We start from the raw sequence: 22,015 nt of genomic DNA on the forward strand, positions 1-22,015 counted from the left end.
GTACTTGAGCACAACGCGATTCCCGTGCGCCTGGTGGAACAGGAAAGCTGCTGTGGCATGCCGAAGTTCGAGCTGGGCGACCTGGACACCGTGCGCAAATACAAGGAACGCAACGTCCCGGTGCTGGCGAAGATGGCGCGCGAAGGCTGGGATTTCACCGCGGCGATTCCATCCTGCGTACTGATGTTCAAACAGGAGCTGCCACTGATGTTTCCGGAGGATGCGGATGTAGCACTGGTGCGTGATCGCTTTTTCGATCCCTTCGAATACCTGGCCGAGCGCCGCAAAGCCGGGCTGCTCGCCACCGATTTCAAGCAATCGCTGGGCAAGGTCGCCTGGCAAGTACCCTGCCATCAACGCGTGCAGAAAATCGGCCCGAAAACCAGCGAGATTCTGCAATTGGTGCCCGGCACGGAAATCACCACCATTGAGCGCTGCTCCGGCCACGATGGCACGTACGGCGTCAAACACAAAACCTACGCGCTGTCGCGCAAACTCGCCAAGCCGGTGGAGAACCGCGTAGCGCAAAGCGAGGCCACGCATTTCACCAGCGATTGCCCGATGGCCGGCGGCCACATCGCGCACGGCCTGGGTGACAAGCCTGCCGCCGAACATCCACTGAGCCTGCTACGCAAAGCCTACGGAATCTGACCATGGCCACGAGTTCTTTACCTTCGACCTCCATGAACAAATTGCAGCGCCACGACCTGCTTTCGCTGGAAGCCTACGCCGCGCAACGCAACGACTTCCGCGCGCGCGTCATGGCACACAAGAAGAACCGCACCGTGCATCTCGGCGCGCATCTCACGCTCGCCTTCGAGGACCGGCTCACCATCCAGTACCAGGTGCAGGAAATGCTGCGCATCGAGCGCATCTTCGAGGCCGAGGGCATCGACGAAGAACTGGACGCCTACAATCCGCTCATTCCCGATGGCAGCAACCTCAAGGCCACGCTGTTCGTCGAATACGCCGACGTAGAACAGCGCAAACGCGAACTGGCGCGGCTGGTCGGCATCGAGCATCGCATCGTACTGACGGTAAGCGGCCATGCGCCGGTCACCGCCATTGCGGATGAAGACATGGACCGCAGCACCGAGGAGAAAACGTCCGCGGTGCATTTCCTGCGGTTCGAGTTGGACGATGGCATGATCAGGGATTGGGAAGCGGGTGCCGCGGTAACCCTTGCATCCACGCATCCGGCGATGCGCGAGGAAACCGCCGTTTCGGAAACGCTGCGCGAAGCGTTGGCGGCGGATTTCGCATAGATCAACTCCCTCCCCTGCATGCAGGGGAGGGCTGGGGTGGGGTTGCTTGGGCTTTAGCGTGCAGCCGAATGTCGCCATGACCTCCGATCGCAAAACATACATGGCGGCGACGTCTAGTCCTCGCCGCTCGCTGCGCTCGCACCCCACCCTGGCCATCTCCTACTTCGCAGGGGAGGGAACATATTCTCCGCCAGCCGACGAACTCAATAATGCAACACCGAGCGCAGCGGAACCTCTGCCGGCCACAACGCCCTGCCCTGCAAGGCCAGCAACTCGATCACCACGGACGCGCCCACCAGTTCGGCACCCAGCTGGCCGAGCAGATTGCGCGCCGCGCCGAGCGTGCCGCCGGTCGCCAGCACGTCGTCCACCAGCAGCGTGCGCTCGCCTGGACGCACGCCGCCGATGCAGGCTTCCAGCCGATCGGTACCGTATTCCAACTGGTAATCGGCATGCATCACCGGGGGTGGCAATTTGCCGGGCTTGCGCAAGGGCACAAACCCCGCACCCAGTTTCTGCGCCATCGCGGCGGCGAAAATGAAGCCGCGTGATTCCACGCCACACACCGCCTGCACGCCGCTGTCCAGCCACGGTTCGATCATGGCGTCAATGCAACGCGCGAAAGCGGCGCCATCGGCCAACAACGGGGTGATATCGCGAAACGTGACGCCCGGCTTGGGGAAATCCGGTACGGCGCGAATCAAACTTGCAAACTCGGTCATGCAGGGCTCCAGTGATGATGCGCTGGGTAGGATACCTGCATGCCGTCCTCGTCATCCCGATGACTGCGATGATCGAACTCCCTCCCCTGCGTCAGCAGGGGAGGGAACGTATCCTGGCGAGCAAGAGATACGCGCGTAAGTTAGCGCCATGGGCCTCACACCGGCTGCGGTGCCAGGTTGTCTGCATCATCGTCGAGTTCGTGGATGGCCAGGCGCGCTTCGGCCAGCGCATGATCGATCTCCCGCACGATCGACTCGGCCGCTTCCACGCTGGATTCGGGCACCGACACCGCCACGTAATCCAGCGCGGGCAACTGGCCGACGCCGCCGGTGAGGTATTCGCCGGAGATAAAGGCGGGCACGTTCGCGTGCTCCAGTGCATCTTTCACCAGGTGGGCGTCGATCAGGTTCTGGGCGCGATAGACGATACGCATGCCTGCACGCTACTGCTGCCTGCGCCGCTCGGCAAGCGATTCACCAGAAAGCACCGATGCCTGCCACGCCCTGGGCGCCATGCGTGCGCGCTTCGCCGGCCAGCGCAGGAGCCATGCCGCCCAGCGCGTAGACCGGCAGTGCGGCGGCGTCGGCCAGCTGTTGAAAGCGCGACCAGCCCAGTGCGGCCGCATCCGGGTGGCTGGCAGTGGGCGCCACCGGCGAGAGCGTGGCGAAGTCGGTCCGGTGCGCGCTCGCACGCAGCTGTGCGGCATCGTGACAGCTGGCGCCGATCAGCTGCGACCAAGGCAACGGGCGCTCCGCCAGCTCATCCAGTTGGACGGATGTCAGATGCACGCCGATACCGGCGCCAAGCCGCCGCGCACCGTCGATATCGCCATTGAGCAGCACCTGCGCCTGCTGGCGCAACGCAAGCGGCTGCAGGCGCGCGGCCAGGTCGCGCACCTGCTCGGTCGACCACAACGGAAAGCGCAACTGGATCAGCCGCACGCCGCGCTGCAGCGCCTGCACGATCCGCTCACACCATGCATCGGCGCACTGCGGCGGCACGTCGGCAGGGGTGATCGCGTATAGCGCAGGCAGGCGCAGCGCCTGCAAGATCGGCCGATCAGCGGGCGCAAGCACGGCCAGGTCGATGTCCCACGGCAGCTGCCACTGCAGCGCCTGCCCTTCCAGCGACGCCGGCACGCCCTGCCAACGAGTGAAGCGCCAGGCATCGAGCAACAGGCCGCGCTCGCCAAAGTGCCAAGGTATGCGGATGAGCGGCGTGCCGTCCTGCGGCTCAATCCGGATCCCCAGCTCCTCATCCAGCTCCCGCACCAGCGCAGACTGCGGTGCTTCGCCGGGTTCCAGCTTGCCGCCGGGAAATTCCCACAAACCGGCAAGATGCTTGCCTGCCGGACGCTGCGCCAGCAGCACCCGGCCCTGTGCATCGCAGAGCACGCCAGCCATCACATGCACGGGTGCGCCGGGCGCGTCGTCCATCAGGCCGTACGGATGTATTCGACCATGTCGAAGTCGTAGCCGTGCTGCGCATCCTTCTTGTGGTGGGTGCGCTTGACCTCGGTCCAATCACTGAAATGAATGCCGGGGAAGAAGGTATCCGCGCCATCCACCGCCGCGCTCACCCAGGTCAGGTACAGGCGCTGCGCCACCGGCAGCGCATCGTGGAACACCCGGCCGCCGCCGATCACCATCAGGCCGGTACCGTCGGCACGGGCCTGCGCTTCTTCGATGGAACGCACGGTGATCTGGCCGGGAAACGGCGCCTCGTGGCGATGCGACAGCACCAGGTTCACGCGGTCCGGCAGTGCCCGGCCGATCGACACCGCGGTGTTGTAGCCCATCAGCACATGCTTGCCGACCGTCAGCTGCTTGAACCATTTCAGATCGTCCGGCAGATGCCAGGGGAGCTGGCCTTTCCGACCGATAGCAAAGTTCTCGTCGAGGGCGGCGATCAGCGAAATGGCCATGGAAACTCCAGAAGAAACGGTGACTGTCATAAAGACCGGGACTAGGCCGGCCGACCGCCTATTATAGCGTTTCAGTCGAGGGTGAGCGCTGGGATGCGGCGTGGATGTGCTCTCTCTCTCCCCAGATAGGGAGAGGGAATGAAACCTCACACCGCCACCGGCGCCTTGATCGCCGGATGCGGGTGGTAATCCTCGATCACTACGTCCTCGAACTGGAAATCGAAGATCGATTTCACATGTGGGTTGAGCGTCAATCGCGGCAGCGGGCGCGGCTCGCGCGTCAATTGCAGGCGCGCCTGCTCCCGATGATTGTTGTACAGGTGCGCATCGCCCAGCGTATGCACGAAATCGCCTACGCCAAGTCCGCACACCTGCGCAATCATGTGTGTCAGCAAGGCATAGCTGGCGATATTGAACGGCACGCCCAGGAAAATATCGCCGGAGCGCTGATACAGCTGGCAACTGAGCTTGCCGTCCGCCACATAGAACTGGAACAACGCATGGCAAGGCATCAGCGCCATCTTCGGCAATTCGCCCACGTTCCACGCGCTGACGATCAGGCGGCGCGAGTCCGGATTGCGCTTGATCTCATCCACCACCCAGCGAATCTGATCCACCACGTGGCCGTCGGCCGTCGGCCAGGCACGCCACTGCTTGCCGTACACCGGGCCGAGATCGCCGCGCTCATCTGCCCATTCGTCCCAGATGCTGACGCCGTGTTCCTGCAGGTACGCAATATTGGTGTCGCCGCGCAGGAACCAGATCAGCTCGTGCACGATGGATTTCAGGTGCAGCTTCTTGGTGGTGACCAGCGGAAAACCCTGGTTGAGATCGAAGCGCATCTGCCAGCCGAACACGCTGCGCGTGCCGGTGCCGGTGCGATCGTTTTTTTCGGTGCCGTGTTCCAGCACGTGGCGAAGCAGGTCGAGATAAGCGCGCATGGGTGCAAGTTTACGCCGACTGCGTCTACGCTGCGTTCGCCAGCGGCAGCGTAGGCGCCTTGCGCGAAAGCCACAGCAGCCAGATGCCGACCACGATCAGCGGCAACGACTGGATCTGCCCCATCGTGAGCCAGCCCCATGCCAGATAACCCAGCTGTATGTCCGGCACGCGCACGAATTCCACCGCGAAGCGGAAGCAGCCGTACATCAGCGCGAACAAACCGGAGATGAGATAGCGCGGACGCGGCTTCATCGACACCAGCCACAGCACGGCGAACATCACCACGCCTTCCAGCGCCAGCTCGTACAACTGCGAGGGATGCCGCGGCAAGCCGCCGTATTGCTGCATCCATTGCGCCAGATGCGGATCGTTCGCGGCGAGCGCGACGTCTTCGTCATGTGCATTGGGAAAAATCATCGCCCACGGCACGTCGCCCGGCTTGCCCCACAACTCGCCATTGATGAAATTGCCCAGCCGCCCCAGCCCCAGGCCCAGCGGCACCAGCGGGGCTACGAAATCCACCGTGTCGAAGAAATGCAGCTGGTGCCGGCGCGACCACCAAAGACCCGCCACCAGCACGCCAAGCAGGCCGCCGTGGAAACTCATGCCACCGTCCCACACGCGGATCAGGGCCAGCGGTTCGGTCCACAGCCAGCGAATGCCGCCGGCGTAGTAGAACAGCATGTACCAGATGCGCCCGCCCAGGATGATGCCCATCATCGCGTAGAAGACCAGGTCGCCCAGCGCATCGCGATTGACCGGCAAACGCCCCTGCTTGCGGCGGTACTCGCCCAGCGACCACGCGCCGAGGAATCCGAGCAGGTACATCAACCCGTACCAGTGGACCTGGATCGGCCCCAGTTTCATGGCGACCGGGTTGAAATGCACGACAAAAGGCTGCGTCATGGGCTGGCCGATAAAGCGGAAAGCCGCAAGTTTACAGGCCATCGCAGGTTGGCGGTGAGCGTATGCGAACCCCAACGCTGCCATGCAGGCGGTGACGCATCGGGCTGGGAACGCCCCAGCCCGATGAACTTGACGCTCAAAACGTATAACGCACGACCAGGTTGGTAGCGCGCGGCGCCTGCAGCGTCGTGACGGTGAGATAGCTCGGATCCGGCGTCGGCAAACCGTTGCTGCCGAAATTGCCGGTATCTGCCGACACGTAACGCGCACGCACGCTCTGGCGATTGGTGAGGTTGGTGATGTTCAAGCTGACGTCCAGCGTGTGATGGCCGGCCATCGCCCAGGCATAGCCCACGCCGAGATCCCATTGCCAACTGAAGGGATAGCGGCCCAGCCCGTTCAACGGCACCAGCATGCCGTTGCAATAATGCGTCACCGAGGCAAGGCTGGGATTTGCCTGCACCGCCGCCGCATTCGGGTAAGTGCCGAAGCAGCCGTATGGCGCTCCCGTCTGCGCGGTCAGCAGCGACGACACACGCCATCCATTGCGCCAATAGTAGATGCCGGAAACCACCAGCTTGTGGCGGATGTCCGCAGCCAGCGGCCCGGCGGAACCGGGTATCAACTCCGGATAATTGAAATTGCCGCTGCGCCCGGCCGTCTGCAGCACGCTGGAGTCGCCCGGGTCGCCATAGATGTCGCGCGATTCGCTGGAATAGCCATCCTCGTTGCCGTAGGCATGCGCCCAGGTGTAGTTGATCGAGAGGTAATACGGCTCCTGCTCCGATCTGGCATGTTCGAGCTGGAAGTTCAGGTCGTAATAGGTGCGCCGGGCTTTCGGCACGCCAAGATACGCATTGGGAATCACGATGCTGGCAAGTTGATTGCCGCCGCCAAGGTAATCCGTCAGCACGATGTCCCGCCCGGGATTGAACAGCATGCCGCCGGTGCCCAGGCCTGCATAATTCGGATAGCCATGGGCGCGCACGTAGTTGCTGATCTGGCCGGCGGAATCGCTGATGAAGTCGACGATGTTATCCAGGCGATTCATATCGAACTGGCCGAGCAATGACCAGGACGACGTCAACTGCTGCTGCGCGTACAGCTGGAAATTGCGCTGCGAAGTGTTCTTCAGGTTCCGGCTCGACAGCGTCACCGGATTGGGCACCTGGCCGTTTTCATAGACGATCGGATTGCCGATCTGCGTCAGGCCCTGCGGCGCATGCGTGGTCGGATCCATGCCGGTATAGGTGTAATACGTGCCGGAAATGTAATTGGAACCGCCGACGAAATAGTTGAGCCCCGACGGCATCGGCAAGGTGTAGACACCGTAGTTGAGGCCGAGCTTGAGCGAACTGTCGCCGTGTACATCCCACGCCGCACCGATGCGCGGCGAGAACTTGTACAGGTTGAGGAACGGGCTGCCGCCGGCTTCGTTGCTGAGCATGTGATCCCAGCGCACGCCGCCGGTCAGCACCAGCGTGTCGGTGAGTTTCCAGGTGTCGTAGAGATACGCACCCGATTCCACGCTGCCAAAATTGCCGCCGAACGAGCCTTTCCAGTATTCGACGTAGTTGCCACCCGGCGGTACCGGCGAACCGTTCTGCAGCGCGCTCGATGGATCGTTGTATGTATACGCCCAGTACGGCCGCCAGTACGGCACGAAGTGGAAATTGTTGAAATATCGGTCACCGCCGAAGGTGATGGTGTGATCGCCGAGTGTCCAGTTCAGATCGGCCTTGTAGCCATGGCGGGCGTAGTAGTAATCATTCGGCGCGTTGTACGTGCTGGGTCCGTAAGTGGCATTGAGGTTGGTGTTGTAGTCGTAGGTGCTCACATACGGCGTATCTGGACCATAGGCATCGAACGATGGCACATCGAGCCGGGTATAACCGCCCATCACGCGCAGCGTGAGATCGTCATTGATGCGCCAGTGGTAGTTGCCGATCAGCAGCTTCTGCTGATGCGCATCGCCCGACCAGCCCGGCGCACCGGTAATCGACGATGGCTGGTACGGCTGCGCCAGTTGATAAAGCTGGGTCGATGAACTCGCCCAGTCCCTGGCGGCGGCCACGTTGAGGCTCTGGTTGGCAGTGATGTTCCAGGTGAGGTTGACCATCGCGTTCTTGTCGCGGCTCGCATAGGCGGTCGCCGTGTTGGAACCATACGTCCACGACTTCGACAACGACGGCGTATTGCCCAGCAACGCGAAGAAGAACAGCTTGTCCTTGACGATCGCACCGGAAGCCCAGATGTCCTGCGTGAGCTGCGAACCGACATGATTGGCTGATTGATACAGCGAATAGGTCCGCTTGCCGTTGGGTGACAGATAGGTGGCGTCGTCACCCTGCGGGTTGAGCCAGCTCGACGTCGGCGGCGTGTAGATCGCGGTATATCCGGCGTGGAAATCGTTGCTGCCCTGCTTGAGCGTGGCCGACACGATGCCGCCGGTGGTGCTGGTCCAGGCCAGGCCGCCGCTGCCGTTGATCAGCTGCGTATCGGCCACCGCATCCTGCGGAAAGGTGATGCCGGAAAGTCCGGTCACGTCGTAATTGGTGTCGAATTCGTTGAAGTAGGTGCGGTTCTCCGCCACGCTGGCGCCGTTCACCTGGTAGTAGCCGCCGAAACTCTTCGCACTGGATTGCAGCGCATAGACGCTATACAAATTGGCTTGGTCGATCGGCAGGTCATGCGTCAATGCCGCGCTGTAGTTGTTGATCAGCTCGGGCGTGGTGACGTCGATCGGCGTGGTCACCGTCAACAGCGACGACGCCGACACCGTGATCGTGCCGAGCGAGGTGGCAGGCGCAGCGCCCGCAGCAAGCTGCGGCACCATCGCCGTGATGTTCGGCTTCACCTGCACAGACGCGCTGCCGATTGCGCTGCCGCCCTTGCTCACCGTCACCACGTAGGTGCCGGGGTTGAGCTGGCTGAGGTTGTACTCACCCTTGCTGTCTGCGGCCAGCGTCTTGCTGAAACCTTGGGCAGGCGAGGTCACCTCGATCGTCGCGCCTTGCGGCGCGGTGCCGCGCAAGGCACCGGTAATGTTCTGGGCATAGCCCGGCGCTGCGTAATAGCTGCAAGCGATCGCCAGCGCTGCCGCCATGCACGCGGCAAGGCGCCGGCGGCGCACGGTTTGTTGAAGGTATTGCGTGTCTGCATGGCCGGCGCGGGTGCGCCGCCACGATGCGTGGCTCAACATAATCCCCTCCCCTCTCGAATAATGGGCCTGCTCGAATGACTGGCTGTTTTTTTGAATCGAAGCCTTCCGCAAGGAAAGGCGACTCCATTTATTTACTTTTGGTTTTTGTTATCTAGATTAAATTGCACCGGTTTCGATGCCGAATCGGGCACACATGTGCCAGACGCATAAAAAAAGCCCGCAGGCAGCGGGCTTTTCGCAGATCGGGTTTGCGGCATTCCAAGCTACAGCGCAACGTGCTCCGCGTTAGCCTTCGCCGATGCCAGGGCTACCGCCTCCTGCGACGGCGAGCGGCCCATCGCCAGCTTCAACTCCTTGTACACGCCCAGCACCAGTTGCCCGTAGCCGCGCGCCAGCGTGGCGTCATGGCTGTGGTAATAACCGATGCGCAGCACGGGATCGCGGCTTTCGTTCATCGCCTTGCGCAGCAGCCGCGTGCCGATCTCGATATTGCGCACAGGGTTGAGCAAGGCGACCGGATCGGGCTCGAGATCGCGGTGCACGGGGTAATACACCTGCATGATGCCGACGTCTTGCACCGGCGCGGCCAGCAGGTGCGCCAATTCGATCGCATGCTCGGTATCCGCACGCGAGCCGATGTGCAGGTGGCCGTTGATACGCACCACCCAAGGGCTGGGCGCCACCGAACCATCCGGCTGCGTGCCGCGCGTTTCCACCAGCGCTACCGCGTAGATCAGCACCGGATCGATGCGATAACGCGCACCGGCCTTGGCCCACAGGCTGGCTGGCGAAGTGATGTCCAGATTGAAACCACCGGCGCGCGCGGCGTGCGGTTCGGCTACCACTACGATGGTGCCGTCGCTGGCGAGGCCCAACGTGGTGGTGGGTGCCGGCCTAGGCTTGGCCAGCGCGGCCCGCCGCGTCGGCGTGCGCAACACATCGCCGGTCACGCCCGCAAACAACACCGGAGGCCGCACAGGTGCCGCCACAACCAGCGGCCTCGAAACGCTCGCCGGCTTCATCGCCAGCGGCACGCTCGTATGTGCATGCCAGGCATGAATGCCGATCGCCACCGCGGCCGCGCTTGCCGCCAGCCCCAAGCCGCCGATGATCGGCACGCGATACGTCTGCACGTGTTGCTTGAAGGCGGGCAGCCAGTGCGGCGTATCGAACGAGAAACTCGCCTGCCACGACGGCATCGCCACCAAGGCGCTCCATCCGTAAAAATTTTCGGCAGCGCGCTGATGCCGCTGCGTAATGCGCCGCTGTGCAGCCCACCCGCAAGGCGCTGCGATCAGGATCTTCTGGCCGCCCCCCAAGCGCCTGGCGCGGAACGCAGCCGGCGCGCACAGGTAGACCCTCCGGGTCACTTCCTGCCGGTGGGTGCCCCCTTTACCGCGCGTGGCCGGTTCGCCCCCGGAAATGGGCGGCGCATCGGCACTACGGGGAAAGGGATTCGTCTGCAGCAACAGCACCTATCGTCTTCCGTTCAACGCCAACCGGCAGAGCTCGCTAGACAAGCACAAATCGGGCCGAAGGCCAAGCGCAGGACGGGCCATGGGCGCCAATCGCAGATCGCCAACCTGCGCCATCGATGCGTCGTCCCGGCGCACGCCACCAAATTCTATGCAGCGACCGGCACGGTCATCACGTTTGGGGGATCGATGACATCCCGATGCTGACGGCATCCATCGCCTCCCCGGCGTGCCGGCACTATGCAGAATTCCGCATGCTCGCTCCGCAAGCTCTTCTAGACGCTCGCAGCGCACAAGCACCAAGATGGATGCATGCACACCATCGACTTCATTGACTCGCACACCGGCGGCGAACCTACCCGGGTGGTGCTCGCCGGCTTTCCGGATCTCGGCGACGGCCCGCTGGCGGAGCGCCGTGACCTGTTTCGCAACCGCTATGACCGCTGGCGCCAGGCGATCGCCTGCGAGCCGCGCGGCTCGGACACCATGGTCGGCGCGCTGCTGTTGCAGCCGACCGATCCCCTGGCCTGCGCCGGGGTGATCTATTTCAATAACGTCGGCTACCTGGGCATGTGCGGCCACGGCAGCATCGGGGTGGTGCGCACGCTGCATCATCTCGGGCGCATCGCGCCGGGCCGGCACAAACTCGAAACGCCCGTTGGCATGGTAGGCGTCGAACTGCATGCCGATGGCCGCGTGTCGATCGACAACGTGGAAAGCTATCGCCACGCCAAAGACGTCGAATTGGATGTGCCCGGCTACGGCAACGTAAAAGGCGACATCGCCTGGGGCGGCAACTGGTTCTTCATCAGCAACGACAGCCCGCTGCCGCTCACTCTGGCCAACCAGCGCGCGTTGACGATCTACACCGAAGCGATCCGTCTTGCGCTGGAAGCGGCCAACATCCGCGGCGCCGATGGCGAGATCGACCATATCGAACTCAACGGCCCGCCCCTGCAGGCCGATGCCGACGCGCACAATTTCGTGCTGTGCCCGGGCCTGGCCTACGACCGCTCGCCCTGCGGCACCGGCACCAGCGCCAAGGTGGCCTGCCTGGCGGCCGACGGCAAGCTGGCGCCCGGCCAGGTGTGGCGCCAGGCCGGCATTCTCGACAGTGTGTTCGAAGCGCAATACGTGCCGAGTGCACGCGGTGTCTTGCCGCGCATCACCGGCAGCGCGCACATCACGGCGCAAGGCCAGCTGCTGATCGACGATGCCAACGATCCGCTGGCATGGGGTATCGGTACGGCGTGAAGCGTTACGACCTGATCATCGTCGGCGCAGGCATCATCGGCACGGCGTGCGCGGATGCCGCCAGCGAGCACGGCCTGCGCGTGGCGGTGGTGGAACCCGGCCCCATCGGCGGCGGCGCTACCGCCTCGGCCATGGGGCACCTGGTGGCGATGGACGACGATCCGGCCGAGCTCGCGCTGGCGAATTATTCGCTGGCCTTGTGGGAAAACTTCACCCACGTCGCGCCGATCGAATACAGCCGCTGCGGCACCTTGTGGGTGGCCAGCACCGCCGCGGAATACGCGCACATTCCGCAAAAAATCGCACGCCTCGCCAGCGTCGGCGTGCAGGCCGAATTGATCGACGGCGAACAGCTCTACCGCCTTGAACCGGCGCTTGCCCCCGGCCTGTGCGGCGGCATGCGCGTGCCGCGCGAAGCGGTGGTGTATCCGCCCGCCATGGCGCGCCATCTGCTCGATCGCGCGCGTGCGCGCGGCGCAGTGCTGCATGCGCAACGCGTCACCGCCATCACGCAGCAAGGCGTGCAACTGGATGATCAAACCCGGCTGGCCGGCCCGGTACTGGTCGCCACCGGCTGCGCCCTGCCCCAACTTCTGCCGCAATTGCCGATGCGTGCGCGCAAGGGGCATCTGGTGATTACCGACCGCTATCCGGGCGTGGTCCATCATCAATTGCTGGAACTGGGTTATGCGGACAGCGCACACGGCGATGCGGACAGCAGCGTCGCCTTCAACGTGCAGCCGCGGCCGACCGGGCAGATCCTGATCGGCTCGTCGCGCGAATACGGCGCCAATACTGCCGAGGTGTCGATGCCGATGGTGCAACGCATGCTGGCGCGCACATTCCGTTATCTACCTGCATTACGGCAGCTCGATGCATTGCGCATCTGGACCGGTTTTCGCCCGGTCAGCGCCGATGGCCTGCCTTACCTCGGGCGCGTGCCGGAACACGCCAACCTGTGGGTTGCCGCCGGGCACGAAGGCCTGGGCATCACCACCTCGCTGGGCAGTGCGCGCCTGGTGATCGACCAATATCTGGGCCGCGCCACGGCGATCGATCCGCGGCCCTACGATCCTGCGCGCGCGGTGGCAAGCGCATGACGCAGGTACGCATCCACATCGACGGGCAAGCGCTCGACGTACCGGCCGGCATCAGCGTGGCCGCGGCGATTGCGCAGGCACAACGCCCATTTCGCCGCTCGGTGAGCGGACAGGCGCGCGCACCGTTTTGCGGTATGGGCGTCTGCTTCGAATGCCGCGTGCAGATCGACGGCGTCGCGCAGCAACGCGCATGCATGCTGCCGGTGCGAGAAGGCATGCAGGTGGTGACCGATGGCTGAGCGCTACGACATCGTGATCGTCGGCGCCGGCCCGGCCGGCCTGACCGCGGCCGAGGCGGCGCTTGCCCAAGGTGCGCGCGTAGCCTGGCTCGATGCGCAAGCTGCAGCCGGCGGCCAGGTGTGGCGCAAGGACGTTCAATACGGCTGGCCGCGCCGCGCGCAGCGCGTGATCGCCAGCGTGTCGAACCATCCCAGGCTGACCTGGATGCCGCAGACGCAAGTGATCGCGGCCGAACCGAATAGCTTGCTGCTGCAGAACACGCGCGAAGCACGGCGCATCCGCTACGGCGCCTTGATTCTCGGCACCGGCGCACGCGAATTGCTGTTGCCGATGCCGGGCTGGACGTTGCCGGGCGTGACCGGCGCCGGCGCCTTGCAGGCGCTGGCCAAGCAAGGCTGGCCATTGGCCGGACGCCGCGTGGTGATCGCCGGCAGCGGTCCCTTGTTGCTTGCCGCGGCCGCCACCGCGAAGCGTCACGGCGCGCGCGTGCTTGGCATCTACGAGCAGGCGGCCGAAACGGCCGTACACGCTTTTGCACGCCAGCTGTGGCACTGGCCCGGCAAGGCCGCGCAAGCGGCGCTGTTGCGCAGCCAACTGGCGGGCATTCCTTATCAGTACGGCAGCATCGTGACGCGCGCGCTCGGCGAGCATGCGCTGGAACGGATCGAAGTGGATGGGCCGCACGGCGTGCAACGCATCGAGTGCGACCATCTCGCGCTCGGTTATGGCCTGGTGCCGAATGTGGAACTTGCGCAGATGCTTGGTTGCGCCATACGGCTGGAAGGCGCGCATCCCTGCATCGAGGTGAATGCCGCGCAAGGCACCAGCGTGCCCAACATCTATGCCGCCGGCGAAATGTGCGGCATCGGCGGACGCGATTGCGCCTGGCTGGAAGGCCGCATCGCGGGCCTCGCCGCCAGCGGTGGCGCCGTCGATGCAGCACTGCAGCGGCAGCAACGCCATGCGCGCCGGTTCGCCACGCTGCTGCGCGATCACTTCAAGCTCGATCCCTATATCTACGACCTGGCCGACGCCGACACCCTGATCTGCCGCTGCGAGGACGTACCGCTGCGCGCGCTCGCCGGCTACGACGATGCACGCAGCGCCAAGCTCGCCACGCGCTGCGGCATGGGTGCCTGCCAGGGCCGCGTATGCGGCACCGCGCTGGCCGAACTTGGTTTGTTTGCGCGCAGCGGCCTGCGCCCGCCCCTGTTTCCCGCCCGGCTCGCGACGCTGGGCGAGCTCGCCTCTTCTTCCGACACTGAAGGATCCAACTCATGAGCAATGCAAGCATGTGGCATGGCGTCTTGCCGGCCATCACCACGCCGTTCGCCGCCGACGACCAGGTCGATCACGCCTTTCTCGCCAGCCATGCGAAGCAGCTTATCGACGCCGGCTGCCGCGGCATCGTGCCGCTGGGTTCGCTGGGCGAAGCGGCCACGCTGAGCTTCGAGGAAAAACTCGACATCCTGCGCACCCTGGTCAACGCCCTGGAAGGCCGCGCACCGGTGATTCCCGGCATTGCTGCGCTTTCCACGCGCGAAGCGGTGAAGCTGGCCAAGGAAGCCAAGGCATTCGGCTGCGGCGGCCTGATGGTGCTGCCGCCGTATGTGTATTCCACCGATTGGCGCGAAATGGGTGCGCACGTGCGCGCCGTCATCCGCGCCACCGATCTGCCGTGCATGCTTTACAACAATCCGGTCGCCTACAAGACCGACTTCACGCCAGCGCAAATCGCCGAACTGGCCGGTGAATTTTCCAACCTGCAAGCGGTGAAGGAATCCTCCGCCGACGTGCGCCGCTTTGCCGGTATCCGCGCCTTGCTTGGCGATCGCCTGCAATTGCTGGTGGGCATGGACGACGCCATCGTCGAAGGCGTGGCGATGGGCGCGGTGGGCTGGATCGCCGGCCTGGTGAACGCGTATCCCAAGGAATCGGTGAAGCTGTTCGAACTGGCGCGCGACGGCGGCCCGAAGGCGGCCGAATCGCTGTACCAGTGGTTCCTGCCGCTGCTACGCCTGGATACCGTGCCCACCTTCGTGCAGCTGATCAAGCTGGTGCAAGAAAAAGTCGGCATGGGCAGCGAACGTGTGCGCGCGCCACGTCTGCCGGTGGCCGGCACCGAACGCGAGCTGGCGCTGAAGATCATCGATCACGCCATCGCGCACCAACCGACCGTCTGACATGAGCACGCTCGAACATGTCTTGATCGGCGGAGGCTGGTGCGCCTCGCAGGATGCGCGCGGCAGCTTTCGCGCGGAAGATCCCGCCCGCGCCGAAGCGATCGGCCCGGCGTTTCCCATCAGCGGTGAGGCCGACATCGAAGCGGCCATGCGTGCCGCGATTGAAGCGGCGGATGCATTGAGCGCAACGCCGCCCGCGCGGATTGCGGATTTTCTGGAACGCTATGCCGCCGCCATCGACGCGGATGCCGACCAGCTGGTGGCGCTGGCGCACGCGGAAACCGCCCTGCCCGCCGAGCCGCGCCTGCGCTCGGTGGAACTGCCGCGCACCAGCAACCAGCTGCGCATCGCCGCGCTGGCGGTGCGCCACTACGCATGGACTGATCCGGTGATCGACACGCAGGCCGGCCTGCGTGCGCATCGCGCGCCGCTCAACAAACCGGTGCTGGTGTTCGGGCCGAACAATTTTCCGTTCGCCTTCAACGCCATCGCCGGCAGCGATTTCGCCTCCGCCATCGCGGCACGCAATCCGGTGATCGCCAAGGCGCATCCCTCGCATCCGGCCACCAGCCAACGCCTGGCGCAGCTGGCGCACACGGCCTTGCTGGAAGCCGGCCTGCCGGCGGCGGCGGTGCAGATGCTTTATCACTTCGACAACGCGCTAGGTCTTGCATGGGCCGGCGATGCGCGCCTGGGCGCGATCGGCTTCACCGGCAGCCGCGGCGGCGGGCTTGCGCTGAAAACGGCGGCAGACAAGGCCGGCGTGCCGATCTATGCGGAGCTTTCCAGCGTCAATCCAGTGTTCCTGCTGCCGGGCGTGCTGGCCGAACGCGGCGAGGCCCTGGCGCAGGAGTTCTTTACCTCCTGCACGATGGGCAGCGGGCAGTTCTGCACCAACCCCGGCATCGTGATCGTGCCCACGGGCGCGCATGGCGATGCCTTCGTCGCGGCGGCAACGCGGCTGTTTGCCGATGCCGAAGCCAAGGTGCTGTTCTCGCGCGGCGTGCAGCAGAACCTGGTGCGGGCGGTGGACGGTCTACGTGCAGCCGGTGCGCACGTGCTCGCGGGCGGCAACGCGGCAGATGGCTATCGATACCCGCCAACACTGCTCAACGTGGACAGCGAAACCTTCCTGGCGCATGCGGAACGTTTGCAGGCCGAAGCATTCGGCCCGGTCAGCCTGATCGTTCGGGCGCAGGACACGGCAAGCATGCAGCGTATCGCCGCCTCGTTCGAAGGCAATCTCACCGGCACCCTCTATCGCGCCGCGGATGGCAGCGATGACGCGGCATGGCAAACGCTCGCGCCGGTCCTGCGCAGCAAGGTCGGCCGCCTGATCGCCAACAAGATGCCGACCGGCGTAGCGGTAAGCGCTGCGATGAACCATGGCGGGCCGTATCCCAGCACCAGTCATGCCGGTTTCACTTCGGTGGGCATGCCGGCGGCGATTCACCGCTTCAGCGCCTTGCACAGTTACGACAACGTGCCCGAAACCTTGCTGCCGGCGGAGTTGCGCAACCGCAATCCCGGCGGCGTGCAGCGCCTGGTGGATGGACGCTGGACGGATGGAGATATCGGCTAATCGTTCTTCGCCCCGGCACACGCCGGGGCGAAGCAAGTTCCTGTACCTGGAGACACGCGCCATGACGAACGTTACCGCAGCTGCCACCCCTACCGCGCACACGGGAAGGCGAGCCAGGGCAGGTCTGCTTGCCTGCTGCATCATGGCGATCTCCGCCACCGCCACCGCCGCTTCGCCGACACAGGATGCGACGCAGGCTTTCCACGCGCTCTACACCCGCGAATGGCAATGGCGCCAACAGCAATTCGCCGGCAGCGACGACGAGGACAGCAGCGGCCAGGCCGCCGCCCACCTGCCCAAGGTGGATGCCGCCACGCAGGCGCTGCGCGAACGCTACTGGGCCGGCGTGCTCGCGCAACTCGATGCCATCCCCGAGGCAAAGCTCAGCCAGGAAGACCAGCTCAACGAGGAGGTCTACAAACAGCAGATCCAGACGCTGCTGACTGATCAGCAGTTCAAGACCTGGCAGATGCCGTTCAACAGCGACTCGGCCTTCTGGAGCGACTTAGGCTTCAGCGCGCGCGGCAGCTTCGTCACGCTCAAGGATTACCAGAACTACCTGGGCAAGCTGCACGATATCCCGCGCTACTTCGACGAACAGATCGCCAACATGCGGCTGGGACTGGCGCGCGGCTTCACCCAGCCGCAAGTGATCCTGCAAGGGCGCGATGTATCGATTGCCGCCGTCTCCGACGCGCCGGGCGAGCAGAACCTGTTCTACACGCCGTTCAAGCACATGCCGGCCACCCTCTCCGCCGCGCAGCAGGAAGCGCTGCGCAAACAGGCGCTGGCAGAAATCCAGCAGGATGTGATTCCCGCCTACGCGAAACTGCTGACGTTCATGCGCAACGACTATATGCCGCATGCACGCACCACGATCGCAGCGGAGGACTTGCCGGACGGCAAGGCGTTCTACCAGTCGCAGATCCGCGAATACACCACGCTGGACATGAGCCCGGATGCGATCCACGCCCTGGGCCTGAAGGAAATGGCCAGCATCCATCAGCAGATGCTGGACACCATCAAACAGAGCGGCTTCAAGGGCAGCTTTGCCGATTTCCTCAAGTTCCTGCGCACCGATCCGCGCTTCTACGCCAAGACGCCGGATGAGCTGTTGAAAGATGCCGCGTGGATTGCCAAACAAGTCGACGGCGTGGTGGGCGACTATATCGGCCGCCTGCCGCGGCGGCGCTTTACGATCAAGCCGGTGCCGGCCGATCTCGCCCCCTTCTACACCGGCGGCCGCGGCGGCCCCGGCATTTATCTGGTCAATACCTACGACCTGCCCTCGCGCCCGCTTTATTCGCTGCCGGCGCTGACCTTGCACGAATCCTCGCCGGGGCACGCCTTGCAGATGCCGCTAGCAGCGGAATTGAAGGGTCTGCCGGATTTCCGCCGCTATACCTACATCTCCGCGTACGGCGAAGGCTGGGCCGTGTATTGCGAATACCTGGGCCAGGAAATGGGCATGTACAAAACGCCGTACGAGCAGTTCGGTTATCTGAGCTATCAGGCCTGGCGCGCGGCTCGCCTGGTGGTGGATACCGGCCTGCATCACCTGCATTGGACACGCGAACAGGCGCGTGAATACCTGCGCGAAAACACCGCGCTGGCCGAACACGAAATCGACACCGAAGTGGATCGCTACATCGCATGGCCCGGGCAAGCCTTGTCGTATTACCTGGGCGAGCTGGAGATACGCCAGGATCGTGCGCGGGCGGAACAGGCGCTGGGAAGCAAATTCGACATCCGCGCCTTTCATGATGCGGTGCTGTCGACCGGCTCCGTACCGCTGCCCGTGCTGCACAAGCGGATCGATCAGTTTATTGCCGATGGCGGGAAGTCGCCGTATGCGCCATCGCACTAACGCGCTCGCCAGGATACGTCCCCCCCTGCTTGCAGGGGAGGGCTAGGGTGGGGTGCGAGCGCAGCGAGCGGCAGGAACCCGACGCCATGGCCATATGCTTCTCGCAGGAGAACAGAACGGATGTTCTCCTACTGCCGCAAGGGACGGCGCAGAACTGCCCGCTCATCATTCGCCAAGGGGAAGCATGACATGAGCCTGATCACCGACATGATCCGCCGCAAGTCCGTCGCGGCCATGCAACTGGAAACCGGCGAACGCAGCGGACTGCGCCGCGTGCTCGGCCTATGGCAACTCACCGCGATCGGACTGGGCGGCATCATCGGCGTGGGCATCTTCGTGTTGACCGGCACGGTGGCCGCCACGCAGGCGGGACCCGCTGTGGTGCTGTCGTTCCTGCTGGCAGGCATCGCCAGCGGCGCGGCGGCACTGTGCTACGCCGAATTCTCCGGGCTCATTCCGGTCTCCGGCAGCGCCTACACCTATGGCTACGCCGTGCTCGGCGAATTCGCCGGCTGGGTCATCGGCTGGGATCTGCTGCTGGAATACGCCTTGATCGCCGCCGTCGTTGCAGTGGGCTGGTCCGGCTACGTGCAAGCCTTGCTGGATGCGGCGGGGGTGCACTTACCGGTGTGGGCGCAAGGCGCTTACGGCAGCGCGCCTGGCCGCTTGTTCAATCTTCCCGCCGTGGTCGTGTCACTCGCCATCACCGCCTTGTTGGCGATGCGCATGCAATGGGGCGCGCGCTTCAACACCACCATCGTGGCGATCAAGATCGCCGCGGCGGCGGGCATCGTGGTCGCCGGCGCCGCCTATGTGAAGCCGGAACGCTGGCACCCCTTCATGCCGTTCGGCATGCACGGCGTGGTCACCGGCGCCGCGGTGGTGTTCTTCGCAGTGTTTGGCTACGACATGCTCACCACCGCGGCGGAAGAATCGCGCCATCCGCAACGCGACCTGCCGCGCGCAGTGCTGCTGTCGCTCGCCATCGCGATGCTGCTGTATTTCGCGATTTGTCTCGTGCTGACCGGCATCGTGCCCTACACCACGCTGGACACCCCCGCCCCAGTGGCGAGCGCGTTCTCTGCGATCGGGCTGCCGCAAGTGATGGTGGCGATCTCGCTGGCATCGATCTGCGGCATCACCAGCGTGATCTTCGCCAACCTGCTGGCCGGTGCACGCATCTGGTTCGCCCTGTCGCGCGATGGCTTGCTGCCCGGCTGGTTCGCCAAGGTGCATCCGCGCTGGCACACACCGCACCGGACCACCGTATTGCTCGGCGCCGTAACTGCGGTCGCATCGGGCCTGTTTCCATTGAACGAACTGGCCAAGCTGGTGAACATCGGCGTGCTGAGCGCCTTCATCGTGATCTGCACAGCGGTAGCCGTACTGCGCTGGCGCCAACCGGAATTGGAACGCCCGTTCCGCACGCCACTGGTCCCGCTGGTGCCGATCATCGGCGTGGGCTTCTCCTGCTGGCTGATCTGGGGCCTGCCCAGCATCACGTACTGGCGCTTCGGGCTTTGGCTGCTGGTGGGACTGGTGGTGTATGTCGGATATGGGCGCCGGCACAGCCGCTTGAATACTTCTGGCGACGGCATGGCGGCGGTAACTGAGTCTTCGTCCTGATGCAGTTCCGGGCGTGGATAGCGGCAAATTACGCGTTATCCCGTTCCCGGCTGAATTTGTGCGCCACATCTGCACGCGCCGCCAGCTGCGCTCGCGCACTCATAATCGCTGACGAGATCATTACCTCACTGCAGCACCGGACCACGCGCTGCCGCTCCATGCTGCATGTTGATTTGCGCCTGCTGAGCCTCGAACTGCCCCCACATCTGCGCCTGCTGCTGGTCAAACGCCTGCACCTGCTGCATGGTCTGATGCACCGTGGGTGCTGGCTGGGTCATGTCGATCGAAGCGTGCGCGTGAGGCTGGTTGCTCAGGAAATGCACAGCACCCTTGCCGATATGGATTTCATGCAACTGTTCCGGTTGCGTGATGCGGCCCATGCAGCAAGCCGCGGTCGATTGCTCAAGCCGCGCTTCGGACGTGCCTTCCGGCAACAGCGCTTTCAATCGCGCGTATAGGGCGTGCTGGGGATGATCGGGATGGCTGTAGCTCAACGACTCGGCAGCAAGCGCCGTGTGCGTTTCCTGGCGCTGCGCTTCGTACCTGGTATCACGCAGCGGTTCGTTTGACCGGGCGCGTGGATCTTCCTTGGCTTTTTCCCGCTCGTGCTCCCGTTCACGCTGCCGGCTCATGGCTTCCATCTGGCGTTGCATTTCCTGCAACTGCGCCTGGATGGCGGTGATGGCGTCTAGACCAGGCTCCGCATCGCGATGATGTGACGATGCAACCGGTTCGGGCAGCATTTCGGGTGTCGGTGAGCGGTATCCCAGGCCGTGGGTGGGAGGCGATGCATGCATGGGCATCCCAAGCCATGGGGCTTCGCTTAGCGGGGCCGTTTGCATGTGCGCACGCTGCTGCAGCTCCGCGATCGTCGCGCGCGCCTCGATCAAGGCTCGGGTGCCTGGATCGGCCAAGCCGGTTGCTGGCAATCCTTGATCCTTTTGAAACTGCATAACCGTCATGCGGGTGGTGTCGTCATAGGCGCCCGTCACCGGCAGTGGCTGACCGCGGTGATCGGTCATGCCAAGGGTGTGCAGTTGTTGCTGCAGGGCCGTGATGGCGGCGGCATCGAGATCGGGTGCTGCCATCTGCGGGAAAGTGATGGACGGCTCAGTGACAGAGGCCATGCGTGTGGCTTCACGCAGCGCCGTCCATGTACGCGGTCCAGCGACGCCGTCCACGCTTAGACCTTGATCGCGCTGGAAGGCTTCGAGCGCTTGGCGCGTGTTACGACCAAAATCGTTGTCGACCGCCAATGGCTGGCCTTGTGCATTGGCATAACCAAGCTTGCTCAAATGCGTTTGCAGCTCGCCAACGGCAGCACCGCGGGTGCCCTCAGTCAGCAAGCTGCCCGCGGTGCGATGCCCTGCAACGTGCGCCTCGGCAACGTGCTGGAACTGGCCCGGCCCCATCGTCATGGTGGCCTGCCATGCCGCTTCAGTGGACAGTCCCTTGTCAATCTGGGCCTGGTATTCGATCCGCATTTCGTCCAGGGCGGCGGCTACCTGCGCTGCCGTGGTGTGCATTTTGTTGCCGTGTTTTTCATAGTTCGCATACACATGCCCAGGTGTATCTGGGTCTTCGACGCTTGCCCATTCCTGACACGTCGCTTTTTGCGCATCGCGAAGCAAGGCTCCAGGTTGGCCAGTTATATACGCATAAATTTGCGGACGCTTACTCGGCAGGACGTATTCATTGAAAAGCCTGTCCTGCAATTCTGGGGTGAATTTCTCATAGGGATCGATTTTCAGCTTTTCTAAACCGT

Annotated in this window: 19 protein-coding genes; 10 read left to right on the forward strand and 9 right to left on the reverse strand. The window is 64.2% G+C overall.

Features of this window, described 5'->3' with window-relative positions; genetic code table 11:
• Nucleotides 1-651: heterodisulfide reductase-related iron-sulfur binding cluster (locus VMA74_RS08430; RefSeq protein ID WP_325366192.1), on the forward strand; the 651-nt coding region annotated here is incomplete at its 5' end.
• Between the two features lie 2 nt (nucleotides 652-653).
• Entirely contained in the window at nucleotides 654-1,265 is a 612-nt protein-coding gene (locus tag VMA74_RS08435) for a DUF3501 family protein (protein WP_325366193.1), read from the forward strand.
• A 203-nt stretch (nucleotides 1,266-1,468) separates the two neighbouring features.
• Here the strand turns inward: VMA74_RS08435 and VMA74_RS08440 are convergent, their stop codons facing one another.
• The 8 genes from VMA74_RS08440 to VMA74_RS08475 form a co-directional block, all read right to left on the reverse strand.
• Nucleotides 1,469-1,987, reverse strand: coding sequence for an adenine phosphoribosyltransferase (locus VMA74_RS08440; RefSeq protein WP_325366194.1), 519 nt, complete (start codon nucleotides 1,985-1,987; stop codon nucleotides 1,469-1,471).
• Nucleotides 1,988-2,142: 155 nt separating this feature from the next.
• Nucleotides 2,143-2,421 carry a DUF2007 domain-containing protein gene (locus VMA74_RS08445; protein ID WP_325366195.1) on the reverse strand — a complete coding sequence of 93 codons (279 nt, stop codon included), beginning with the start codon at nucleotides 2,419-2,421 and terminating at the stop codon, nucleotides 2,143-2,145.
• Between the two features lie 40 nt (nucleotides 2,422-2,461).
• Nucleotides 2,462-3,424 carry a Nudix family hydrolase gene (locus VMA74_RS08450; RefSeq protein ID WP_325366196.1) on the reverse strand — a complete coding sequence of 321 codons (963 nt, stop codon included), beginning with the start codon at nucleotides 3,422-3,424 and terminating at the stop codon, nucleotides 2,462-2,464.
• Nucleotides 3,424-3,912 (reverse strand): dihydrofolate reductase, encoded by a 489-nt coding sequence (locus VMA74_RS08455; protein ID WP_325366197.1) that lies wholly within the window; start codon nucleotides 3,910-3,912, stop codon nucleotides 3,424-3,426. Before VMA74_RS08455 ends, VMA74_RS08450 begins: the two co-directional genes overlap by 1 nt.
• 146 nt (nucleotides 3,913-4,058) lie before the next feature.
• A complete protein-coding gene (locus VMA74_RS08460) occupies nucleotides 4,059-4,853 on the reverse strand; it encodes a thymidylate synthase (protein WP_325366198.1) in 795 nt (264 codons plus the stop codon).
• Between the two features lie 25 nt (nucleotides 4,854-4,878).
• Entirely contained in the window at nucleotides 4,879-5,760 is an 882-nt protein-coding gene (gene lgt, locus VMA74_RS08465; protein WP_325366199.1) for a prolipoprotein diacylglyceryl transferase, read from the reverse strand.
• A gap of 136 nt (nucleotides 5,761-5,896) precedes the next feature.
• Entirely contained in the window at nucleotides 5,897-8,962 is a 3,066-nt protein-coding gene (locus VMA74_RS08470; protein ID WP_325366200.1) for a TonB-dependent receptor, read from the reverse strand.
• A 224-nt stretch (nucleotides 8,963-9,186) separates the two neighbouring features.
• Nucleotides 9,187-10,122 (reverse strand): transglycosylase SLT domain-containing protein, encoded by a 936-nt coding sequence (locus VMA74_RS08475; protein ID WP_325366209.1) that lies wholly within the window; start codon nucleotides 10,120-10,122, stop codon nucleotides 9,187-9,189.
• Between the two features lie 588 nt (nucleotides 10,123-10,710).
• On the opposite strand from VMA74_RS08475, the gene VMA74_RS08480 reads away from it, so the two are divergent.
• The 8 genes from VMA74_RS08480 (at nucleotide 10,711) to VMA74_RS08515 (ending at nucleotide 20,250) form a co-directional block, all read left to right on the forward strand.
• Nucleotides 10,711-11,652, forward strand: coding sequence for a 4-hydroxyproline epimerase (locus VMA74_RS08480; protein ID WP_325366201.1), 942 nt, complete (start codon nucleotides 10,711-10,713; stop codon nucleotides 11,650-11,652).
• Nucleotides 11,631-12,752 carry an FAD-dependent oxidoreductase gene (locus tag VMA74_RS08485; protein WP_325366202.1) on the forward strand — a complete coding sequence of 374 codons (1,122 nt, stop codon included), beginning with the start codon at nucleotides 11,631-11,633 and terminating at the stop codon, nucleotides 12,750-12,752. Before VMA74_RS08480 ends, VMA74_RS08485 begins: the two co-directional genes overlap by 22 nt.
• The gene (locus tag VMA74_RS08490; protein ID WP_325366203.1) at nucleotides 12,749-12,991 is read left to right on the forward strand and encodes a (2Fe-2S)-binding protein; all 243 of its coding nucleotides are present in this window, start codon (nucleotides 12,749-12,751) and stop codon (nucleotides 12,989-12,991) included. The genes VMA74_RS08485 and VMA74_RS08490 overlap by 4 nt, the downstream gene beginning before the upstream one ends.
• Entirely contained in the window at nucleotides 12,984-14,273 is a 1,290-nt protein-coding gene (locus VMA74_RS08495) for an FAD-dependent oxidoreductase (RefSeq protein ID WP_325366204.1), read from the forward strand. Before VMA74_RS08490 ends, VMA74_RS08495 begins: the two co-directional genes overlap by 8 nt.
• Nucleotides 14,270-15,175 carry a dihydrodipicolinate synthase family protein gene (locus VMA74_RS08500; protein ID WP_325366205.1) on the forward strand — a complete coding sequence of 302 codons (906 nt, stop codon included), beginning with the start codon at nucleotides 14,270-14,272 and terminating at the stop codon, nucleotides 15,173-15,175. The genes VMA74_RS08495 and VMA74_RS08500 overlap by 4 nt, the downstream gene beginning before the upstream one ends.
• A gap of 1 nt (nucleotide 15,176) precedes the next feature.
• Complete coding sequence (locus tag VMA74_RS08505; protein ID WP_325366206.1) at nucleotides 15,177-16,757, forward strand: aldehyde dehydrogenase (NADP(+)); 1,581 nt, start codon at nucleotides 15,177-15,179, stop codon at nucleotides 16,755-16,757.
• A gap of 61 nt (nucleotides 16,758-16,818) precedes the next feature.
• Entirely contained in the window at nucleotides 16,819-18,624 is a 1,806-nt protein-coding gene (locus VMA74_RS08510) for a DUF885 domain-containing protein (protein ID WP_414649582.1), read from the forward strand.
• 189 nt (nucleotides 18,625-18,813) lie between these two features.
• Complete coding sequence (locus tag VMA74_RS08515; RefSeq protein WP_325366207.1) at nucleotides 18,814-20,250, forward strand: amino acid permease; 1,437 nt, start codon at nucleotides 18,814-18,816, stop codon at nucleotides 20,248-20,250.
• Between the two features lie 125 nt (nucleotides 20,251-20,375).
• Here VMA74_RS08515 and VMA74_RS08520 read toward each other — a convergent pair whose 3' ends face one another.
• A complete protein-coding gene (locus VMA74_RS08520; protein WP_325366208.1) occupies nucleotides 20,376-21,776 on the reverse strand; it encodes a peptidoglycan-binding domain-containing protein in 1,401 nt (466 codons plus the stop codon).
• Between the last annotated feature and the right edge of the window lie 239 nt (nucleotides 21,777-22,015).

Source organism: Dyella sp. (assembly GCF_035508675.1).
Classification (GTDB): domain Bacteria; phylum Pseudomonadota; class Gammaproteobacteria; order Xanthomonadales; family Rhodanobacteraceae; genus Dyella_B.

Coding starts and splice junctions, on each gene's coding strand:
- VMA74_RS08435 (WP_325366193.1), top strand. CDS start 654: ATGGCCACGAGTTCTTTACCTTCGACCTCCATGAACAAATTGCAGCGC.
- VMA74_RS08440 (WP_325366194.1), bottom strand. CDS start 1,987: ATGACCGAGTTTGCAAGTTTGATTCGCGCCGTACCGGATTTCCCCAAG.
- VMA74_RS08445 (WP_325366195.1), bottom strand. CDS start 2,421: ATGCGTATCGTCTATCGCGCCCAGAACCTGATCGACGCCCACCTGGTG.
- VMA74_RS08450 (WP_325366196.1), bottom strand. CDS start 3,424: ATGGACGACGCGCCCGGCGCACCCGTGCATGTGATGGCTGGCGTGCTC.
- VMA74_RS08455 (WP_325366197.1), bottom strand. CDS start 3,912: ATGGCCATTTCGCTGATCGCCGCCCTCGACGAGAACTTTGCTATCGGT.
- VMA74_RS08460 (WP_325366198.1), bottom strand. CDS start 4,853: ATGCGCGCTTATCTCGACCTGCTTCGCCACGTGCTGGAACACGGCACC.
- lgt (WP_325366199.1), bottom strand. CDS start 5,760: ATGACGCAGCCTTTTGTCGTGCATTTCAACCCGGTCGCCATGAAACTG.
- VMA74_RS08470 (WP_325366200.1), bottom strand. CDS start 8,962: ATGTTGAGCCACGCATCGTGGCGGCGCACCCGCGCCGGCCATGCAGAC.
- VMA74_RS08475 (WP_325366209.1), bottom strand. CDS start 10,122: ATGCCGTCGTGGCAGGCGAGTTTCTCGTTCGATACGCCGCACTGGCTG.
- VMA74_RS08480 (WP_325366201.1), top strand. CDS start 10,711: ATGCACACCATCGACTTCATTGACTCGCACACCGGCGGCGAACCTACC.
- VMA74_RS08485 (WP_325366202.1), top strand. CDS start 11,631: ATGGGGTATCGGTACGGCGTGAAGCGTTACGACCTGATCATCGTCGGC.
- VMA74_RS08490 (WP_325366203.1), top strand. CDS start 12,749: ATGACGCAGGTACGCATCCACATCGACGGGCAAGCGCTCGACGTACCG.
- VMA74_RS08495 (WP_325366204.1), top strand. CDS start 12,984: ATGGCTGAGCGCTACGACATCGTGATCGTCGGCGCCGGCCCGGCCGGC.
- VMA74_RS08500 (WP_325366205.1), top strand. CDS start 14,270: ATGAGCAATGCAAGCATGTGGCATGGCGTCTTGCCGGCCATCACCACG.
- VMA74_RS08505 (WP_325366206.1), top strand. CDS start 15,177: ATGAGCACGCTCGAACATGTCTTGATCGGCGGAGGCTGGTGCGCCTCG.
- VMA74_RS08510 (WP_414649582.1), top strand. CDS start 16,819: ATGACGAACGTTACCGCAGCTGCCACCCCTACCGCGCACACGGGAAGG.
- VMA74_RS08515 (WP_325366207.1), top strand. CDS start 18,814: ATGAGCCTGATCACCGACATGATCCGCCGCAAGTCCGTCGCGGCCATG.
- VMA74_RS08520 (WP_325366208.1), bottom strand. CDS start 21,776: ATGCACACCACGGCAGCGCAGGTAGCCGCCGCCCTGGACGAAATGCGG.